The sequence below is a fragment of the Pontimicrobium sp. MEBiC01747 genome, assembly GCF_053601635.1.
The window spans coordinates 1-7,075 of sequence record NZ_JBSHNS010000109.1; the positions used below are offsets into that span (position 1 = coordinate 1).

Consider the following 7,075-nt stretch of genomic DNA (forward strand, 5'->3'; position numbering starts at 1 on the left):
GAATTAAGGACATCTATTAAACAACAGCCTAAAGCTTGGATACAATTAATTAAAGATATTAAAACCATTTATTCTGGGAAGTTAACTTATGCAGCCAATTGGGATGATGATAATGATTTAGGTGAGTTTTGGGAAGCTCTAGATTATATAGGTATACAAGCTTATTTTCCTTTAACAGACCATAAAAACCCAGCCTTAGATTCAATTAAAATTGGATGGAATAAACATATTATTGGATTAGAGAAACTTTCAAAAAAATACAACAAACCTATTTTATTTACAGAAATAGGTTATAAAAGTGAAGCTTCTGCAACTATAAAACCGTGGGAATGGGATAGACTCTACAGTGGTCTTTCTAGAGAGAAGTCTGACAAAACACAACAGCTTGCCTACCAAGCACTTTTTGAAAGTTTATGGCATAAAGACTGGTTTAAGGGGTTTTATATTTGGCAATGGCATACACATAGTAAACAAGAAAACTCATATAAAAATATGGATTTTACGCCTCGTTTTAAACCCGCTGAGAATACTATAGCCAAATGGTTTGGTAAACCTGCTAAAAATAGTTTATCGCTTTACAATAACTTAAAAAACTCAAATTGATAATTTTATTGAGTTATTTCTACAAAGGTAAAGTCTGAAGCATAGTTTGATACCATATTTTTAATAATTTCTAAAGATTTTAGTGCTGTATTAGCCCTTACACTTGTACTTATAGATGAATAACCTCCATAAGTATCCCCTTTACCTATGCGTAACGTTTGAAATAAATTTCCGCTTGAACCTCCTCCAAAAATTCCATTTGCAAACCTTAGATTGTTTACTTTTTCATCTGCAGTATATAAGATAATGCTAATTTTCCAATTCGGATAACATCTTCTGCAGTTACCTCGAAATATAGAGACTTAAAATTGTTAAGTTTTACTGGCGTTCCCAATATATCTTCTACCTTAGGACCGCTTGATATTTCGCCAAACTTTTTAAAGATAATTATTATAATTAAATGAGTTTCATAAAAGTAAATAAAGATTATTCTTAAATAATATTTGGTTTTTTCTTAAGTTTACAGTCCAACTAAAACTAATTCTTACATGAAAAAAATTACACTCGCATTCTTTGTGATGCTTTTTGCTGTAGTTTCTACAGCTAGTGCACAGCAGTCTATAGCTAGAGAATGGAATGAACAATTATTAGATGCCATTCGTAGCGATTATGCTAGACCAACTGTACATGCTAGAAACTTATTTCATAGTAGTGTTGTAATGTACGATGCTTGGGCAATTTTTGATGACACAGCAGAAACAGTTTTTTTAGGTAAAACCTTTGGTGGGTATACTTGTGCTTTTAATGGTATTGCGCAACCAGCAGACAATGATGTTGCAAGACATGAAATTATTAGTTACGCAATGTTTAGGCTATTAAACCATAGGTTTCAAAACTCTCCAGGTGCCACAACTGTTTTAGCAGATTTTGAAACACTGTTTACAAGCTTAGGCTACGATACAATGTTTACATCTACAGATTATTCTACAGGTTCTTATGCAGCTTTAGGAAACTATTTGGCAGAACAAATGATAGCTTTTGGATTGCAAGATGCTTCAAATGAAGTTAACGATTATGCAAATCAGTTTTATACACCATCTAATGATCCTTTGATATTAGAGATTTATTCAGATACTAATCCTTTAAACAATCCTAATGCATGGCAACCATTAGCTTTTGATGTATTTATAGATCAAAGCGGAAATCCTTTTCCTTTAAATACACCAGATTTTTTAAGTCCAGAATGGGGAGAAGTTACGCCATTTTGTTTAAAACCAACGGATTTAGAGGTATTGAATGATGGTTTTGATTGTTACGTTTATAAAAATCCAGGAGCACCTGTTTACATACAAAACTCTACAACAGGCAACGGCATCGATGATCCTTATAAATGGCATTTTGCTTTAGTTGCATCTTGGTCTTCGCACATGGATCCAAATGACCCTACTGTAATAGATATATCTCCAGCCTCTATTGGTAATTATGATATTGCAGATTACCCAGAAACCTTTGCAGAATACCAAACTTTTTATGATTTTACTAATGGTGGAGACGCGAGTACAGGCCATGCTTTAAATCCTGTAACCAATGCGCCTTATGTACCACAAATGGTTAAACGTGCAGATTATGCTAGAGTTCTTGCAGAATTTTGGGCAGATGGCCCAGACTCTGAAACACCTCCAGGTCACTGGTTTACTTTATTAAATTATGTTAGCGACCATCCACAAACCGTAAAAAAAATTGAAGGTGTTGGCGATTTGTTAAGCGATTTAGAATGGGATGTTAAAACGTATTTAGCATTAGGTGGTGCTATGCATGATTCTGCTATAGCTACTTGGGGAATTAAAGGGTACTACGATTATATTCGCCCTATATCTGCTATTAGATATATGGCAGGTAAAGGCCAAAGTACAGATAGTAGTTTACCAAGTTTCGACCCCCACGGCTTACCATTAATTCCTGGTAAGATTGAACTTATAGAAACTGGAGACCCACTAGCTGGTACTAATGATGAAAATGTTGGAAGAATAAAAATAATGGCTTGGAAAGGTCCCGATTTTATTACAGACCCAGATACTGATGTTGCTGGTGTAGATTGGATTTTAGGAACACATTGGTGGTCTTATCAACGCGGCACATTTGTAACCCCTCCTTTTGCTGGCTATTTATCTGGGCACTCTACATTTTCTAGAGCAGCAGCAGAAGTACTTACACAACTTACAGGAGATGCGTTCTTCCCAGGAGGAATGGGAACTTTTGATGTTATCGCTAATGAATTTTTAGTATTTGAAGATGGCCCTTCGGAAAGTTTTACACTACAATGGGCAACCTACAGAGATGCTTCCGACCAAACAAGTTTATCTCGTATATGGGGAGGAATCCACCCTCCTATTGATGATATTAAAGGGAGACAGATTGGAGCAGAAATTGGTGTTGAAGCTTTTGAATTAGCAAAAGATTATTTTAATGTAGACACATCTTTATCTTCTAATAATGGTACTCTGGCAGATAGTATTATGGTATATCCTGTGCCATTTAATAACGAATTAACGATTTCACACAATAGTGAAACAGCTTTAAATGTGAAGATTTATAATATTACAGGCGCTTTAGTTTTAGAGCAAGCTGTTAATTCTAACACAGCTATTAAAACAAATGCTTTAGCTTCTGGTGTATATTTTGCAAAACTATCCACTGGAAACAACGAAGACTTAACGGTTAGAAAAATTATTAAAAATTAAAAACTGAATATGCTTAATATATTCCGAATTACTGCCTTTTTAGAAGGTGTTTCTTACATCTTATTATTGTTTATTGCTACTCCAATAAAATATTTAGCAGACGATCCTCAATATGTAAAACTATTAGGTATGCCACATGGCCTATTATTTGTGGCATACATTGCTTTAGCTATTGTATTGCGTTCTACTTACAAGTGGGATAATAAAACGTTTGCTATAATTTTAGTAGCGTCTTTAATTCCTTTTGGAACGTTTTACGTAGATAAAAAGTATTTAAAGTCTTTGGCTTAATAATTTATTCTAGTCTATCTTTTACAAATTCTACTTGGTTTTTACCATGTGGTTTAACGTTTCCGTTTTTATCTAAATTTACCATAACAATATTGTCTATAGTAATAATGGTTTCGCGTGTCATCATATTTCGTACTTCGCAACGTAATGTTAACGATGCATTTCCGAATTTTACAACTTCCATTCCTATTTCTATAATATCCCCTTGTTTTGCAGAACTTTTAAAATCGATCTCTGTCATAAACTTAGTAACCACATGTGGATTTTCTAATTGTACCACAGAGTATAATGCAGCTTCTTCATCTATCCAAGCTAATAGTTTACCTCCAAATAAAGAGGCGTTTGGGTTTAAATCTTCTGGTTTTACCCATTTACGTGTATGAAATCTCATGTGTTTAAAATAAGGTTTGTTGTTCGTTAGTATCGCCATTGGGAATTGTTAGATTATACCCAAGTTTGGCATTTAATTGTTTTATAAAATAAGCAGATAATAATGGGGACTCTACTTCTATGTTTTGATGAATAAAAAAATCAATTTCCTTCACACCTTGCGCTTTCCATTCCTTTAATCGGTCTACCCAATCATCTAATCGTGTATAATCGCTTTCATGGTTTGCGCCTACATAGCGTACAAATGCTGTTGCATTAGTTAAACGCATATGCATAATATCGCGTCTTCCAGCAGTATCTACAATAGTGTTAGATACGTTATTTGCTTCTAATAGCTGGTATAGCTCTTCGGCAACTGTTGCATCGTTAAACCAATCGGTATGCCTAAACTCTACTGTTAAAGGTATTTGTTTTGGCCATTTTTCAATAAAAGTAACCACTCTATTAAAATCTTTAGGCGAAAAATTATTATGCATTTGCAAAAAGATTGTGCCTAGTTTTTCTTTTAAATTCGAGGCATTGTATAAATAATGCTCTACAACCTCTTCTGTTGCTTGCAAACGTTTCCAGTGGCTAATTTCTTGATTTAACTTTGGGAAAAATTTAAAATTTGCAGGGGTTTTATCATACCATTTTGCAAATTGCTCAGCTGGAAAAATACGATAAAAGGTTGCATTTAATTCTATAGAATTAAATTGTGAGGAGTAATAGACTAACTCGTCTTTAGTACCTCTAGGATAGAATCCTTTTAAATCTGCCCTATTCCATTTAGCACAGCCAACATATATTTCTGGTATAGCATCATCTTTAACTGCATTAAGAACACGCTTGGTGTCTTTATGGTCTTTGGGAAAAGTAAAATCTATAAGTTCTGGATTTGGAACGCTTCCGAATTTCATAGTTATTGAATTATCTGTTGTTGTATCTCAATTATAATATAAGTCCTCTTAAAACCTAAAACATTGGTATACAATTTCTATAAAAACATAAAGATAAATGTTCATAAGCCGGTTAACAAGTAAATTGATATTGAAAATTTTTAATACACTTAATTAATACTTTTATATAGTAAATGTTTGAACGTTTATAAGTTTCAAACGCTTTGTTATTATCAAAAAACTATTAATTATGACTTTAAGAGATCAACAATTATTAGACAGTAGACCTATTATTACTTCTATTAAAATCACTGATAATATGAGTAGTGATGAACGTTTCCAAAATATTACACTACGCCCAGTTATAAAGCTTCAGAATGATTTACTAATTGAAGTGTTTAAAAACTATATTAGAAAACATAAAAATACTTTTTATGACCTAAGTATAGAAAAAGGGTTAATATATATTGCTAACGCGATTAACAAGGATATTAAGTTTAGAAACTCTATAAAAGGAATGATTATAGGGCAATTTACGGTAGAAGAGTATTTACTATATATAGAAAATTCTTCGGCTTTAAATAAGCGTATGATGGCTATTGTTAAACAGCGTTTACAAGATAACATTATGTTGTTTATAAAACCTGAGACTAGTTTAGCTAGTTAAACGACATAGAATAGTATCATAAAAAAATGGCATATAGCACCTACTAAAACAAAAAGATGCCAAATAACATGGAAATAAAGTTTCTTTTCTATGGCATAAAAAATTATACCCAAAGTATAAGCCGCTCCACCAGCCATTAATAAAATAATACCGTTAGGGTGCATTAACTCAGAAAGTCTAGAAAAATCAAAAACTATAAGCCATCCCATTATTAAATATAGTATAGTAGAAAATAAATTAAATTTCCCTGTAAAAAAGAGTTTTAAAATAATGCCAAAAATAGCAATCCCCCATACTACGTATAATAATTCCCAACCTAAACTATGCTCTAATGTTATTAATAATACGGGAGTATATGTACCTGCAATAAGTAAGTATATACTAATATGGTCTATTACTCTAAAATAATGTTTTCGTGTGGTTTTCTTTACATAGTGATAAGCTGTAGAAGCTGTAAAAAGGATGATTATTGATAGTCCATAAACGACAACACTAAACAAACTCCATTCTGTTTTATGTGTATCTTTTATTATTAATAAAATTAAACCAATAACACCTAAAACAGCACCAATACCATGTGTTATAGTATTTAACTTTTCTTCAAACTCGGTTTGCGCTCTCATTAATGCTCAGCTTCGCTATTTTTATCTTCTTTTAACCATTTATTGGTTAATTCATAAAAATCAAATTTTACAGCAGGTTTTTGTCTTACTAATACTCCATTTTGAAAATTACGCTCTAAAATATCTTCTATTAAATAATCTTCTTTAACTTCTTCTGGATTGAATTCTTTTTTTAATGAAATATTAAACAGTTTTGCTGTACTATTAAACCAAAAGGCTCTCCAGCCGTTTCTTAATGTTTTAATGAGTTGAAATGTGGTCTGCCCTGTTTGTCTATGAATTAATTTTACCAAAATTTGTCCTTCGGTACGCGTTAGTTTCTTTAATTCGGCAGAAAATTCTCCTTCTATATATTTCTGAATTTTTTTTGCATACTTTTTTCTAGCACGCTTACTTTCTAGAGAAGCTAATCGTTCGTTTAAAGACTCTAAACGCTCTGCGGCTAATTTAGCATACGGGTATACTTTAACCGTTTTTCGTTTTAAAATCATATAACGTCTCCAATCTTGCTTACTATCAAACTTTAGTTTATGCAATAGCATCACTTCATCTAAATCTATAGATGCTCTTGGAATAGAGTCTCCTTCTATTATAATATATTCAATATTAGTAGAATCTTGTACCGTTTCAATTGTTTCCTGTGCAAACATTAAAAATGGAAAAAATACAAGTAAAAAATTTAAATATTTCATTTGGGTAAACATACTGTTGTTCTAGCTAAAATCGTTCCAAACTATATAATTTAAAACGTTTTCTACCTTTAACTTTATATGGTGTAAAATTACTAATTAACTTTATTCTAACTGTTAAATATAACTGAATATTGTTATTTTAGTAAAAAATTAAAATAAATGGCAAAAAATAGCATACTTAATAAAAAGTCTATGGACTTTTTAGAAAAATATTTAAATAATGCAGCCCCTACTGGTTACGAGTGGGATG

The 7,075-nt window shown here is 31.9% G+C and carries 8 protein-coding genes; 4 read left to right on the forward strand and 4 right to left on the reverse strand.

The window, feature by feature from the left end:
- From ACVC2P_RS02440 to ACVC2P_RS02450, 3 genes are all read left to right on the forward strand, one after another.
- Positions 1-603: glycoside hydrolase family 113 (locus tag ACVC2P_RS02440; protein WP_452596894.1), on the forward strand; the 603-nt coding region annotated here is incomplete at its 5' end.
- Between the two features lie 488 nt (positions 604-1,091).
- Positions 1,092-3,284, forward strand: coding sequence for a T9SS type A sorting domain-containing protein (locus ACVC2P_RS02445; RefSeq protein WP_452596895.1), 2,193 nt, complete (start codon positions 1,092-1,094; stop codon positions 3,282-3,284).
- A 9-nt stretch (positions 3,285-3,293) separates the two neighbouring features.
- A complete protein-coding gene (locus tag ACVC2P_RS02450; RefSeq protein ID WP_452596896.1) occupies positions 3,294-3,575 on the forward strand; it encodes a DUF3817 domain-containing protein in 282 nt (93 codons plus the stop codon).
- A 4-nt stretch (positions 3,576-3,579) separates the two neighbouring features.
- Here ACVC2P_RS02450 and ACVC2P_RS02455 read toward each other — a convergent pair whose 3' ends face one another.
- Together ACVC2P_RS02455 and ACVC2P_RS02460 are read right to left on the reverse strand one after the other, a co-directional pair.
- Complete coding sequence (locus ACVC2P_RS02455) at positions 3,580-3,966, reverse strand: acyl-CoA thioesterase (protein ID WP_452596897.1); 387 nt, start codon at positions 3,964-3,966, stop codon at positions 3,580-3,582.
- 4 nt (positions 3,967-3,970) lie between these two features.
- The gene (locus ACVC2P_RS02460) at positions 3,971-4,864 is read right to left on the reverse strand and encodes a DUF72 domain-containing protein (RefSeq protein ID WP_452596898.1); all 894 of its coding nucleotides are present in this window, start codon (positions 4,862-4,864) and stop codon (positions 3,971-3,973) included.
- Between the two features lie 229 nt (positions 4,865-5,093).
- Between ACVC2P_RS02460 and ACVC2P_RS02465 the strand changes: the two genes are divergently transcribed.
- The gene (locus ACVC2P_RS02465) at positions 5,094-5,510 is read left to right on the forward strand and encodes a glyoxalase (RefSeq protein ID WP_452596899.1); all 417 of its coding nucleotides are present in this window, start codon (positions 5,094-5,096) and stop codon (positions 5,508-5,510) included.
- Here the strand turns inward: ACVC2P_RS02465 and trhA are convergent.
- A complete protein-coding gene (gene trhA / locus ACVC2P_RS02470) occupies positions 5,507-6,133 on the reverse strand; it encodes a PAQR family membrane homeostasis protein TrhA (protein WP_452596900.1) in 627 nt (208 codons plus the stop codon). The two genes, ACVC2P_RS02465 and trhA, sit on opposite strands and share 4 nt — an antisense overlap.
- The gene (locus tag ACVC2P_RS02475; protein ID WP_452596901.1) at positions 6,133-6,825 is read right to left on the reverse strand and encodes a DUF4294 domain-containing protein; all 693 of its coding nucleotides are present in this window, start codon (positions 6,823-6,825) and stop codon (positions 6,133-6,135) included. Before ACVC2P_RS02475 ends, trhA begins: the two co-directional genes overlap by 1 nt.
- Between the last annotated feature and the right edge of the window lie 250 nt (positions 6,826-7,075).